This is a genomic window from Micrococcus sp. LASM2_SD2 (genome assembly GCF_057364565.1).
This window is the reverse complement of sequence record NZ_JBNFOB010000430.1, coordinates 1-855: the sequence shown is the minus strand read 5'-3', so window position 1 is coordinate 855 and position 855 is coordinate 1. Positions and strand designations below refer to the sequence as shown.

At 73.5% G+C, this 855-nt stretch carries 1 protein-coding gene; it reads left to right on the top strand.

What is annotated here, in order from left to right:
• A partial coding sequence (gene dapD / locus AC2W7A_RS12940) for a 2,3,4,5-tetrahydropyridine-2,6-dicarboxylate N-succinyltransferase (RefSeq protein WP_485991682.1) occupies window positions 1–822 on the top strand: 822 nt, incomplete at its 5' end.
• Between the last annotated feature and the right edge of the window lie 33 nt (window positions 823–855).

Below are 855 nucleotides of genomic sequence, written 5' to 3'. Positions count from 1 at the left end.
GCCGAGACCCTGCGGGCCGCGGCGGCCGACGACGCCGACCGCGGCACCACGCAGGAGGTCGTCGAGGTCACCGCGGACCTGGACGCCGCCCCCGCCGACGCCCTCGACGCCTGGCTTCGCCTGCACGCCCTCTCGCACCGCCTGGTGCGCCCCAACGAGCTGAACCTGGACGGCGTCTTCGGGCTGCTCACCAACGTGGTCTGGACCAACTTCGGCCCCTGCTCCGTAGAGGGCTTCGAGCTGACCCGCGCCAGGCTGCGTGCCCGCGGCACCGTCAACGTCTACGGCGTGGACAAGTTCCCGCGCATGACCGACTACGTGGTGCCCTCCGGCGTCCGCATCGGCGACGCGGACCGCGTCCGCCTCGGCGCCCACCTCGCCACCGGCACCACCGTGATGCACGAGGGCTTCGTCAACTTCAACGCGGGCACCCTCGGCACCTCCATGGTCGAGGGCCGCATCTCCGCCGGCGTGGTGGTCGGCGACGGCTCCGACCTCGGCGGCGGCGTATCCATCATGGGCACACTCTCCGGCGGCGGCACCCAGAAGGTCCGGGTCGGCGAGCGGGTGCTCGTCGGCGCGAACGCCGGCATCGGCATCTCCATCGGCGACGACTCCGTGGTGGAGGCCGGTCTCTACGTCACCGCGGGCACCCGCGTCACCGTGCTGCGCGAGGGCGAGGAGCCGACCGTGGTGAAGGCCGTGGAGCTCTCCGGCGTCCCGAACCTGCTGTTCCGTCGCAACTCCACCTCCGGCGTGGTCGAGGTCCTCCCCCGCGCCGGCCGCACCGTCGAGCTCAACGACGCCCTGCACGCCAACTGATCCGGTCGCGACGCCCGCGCGGCCGGCCGCGCG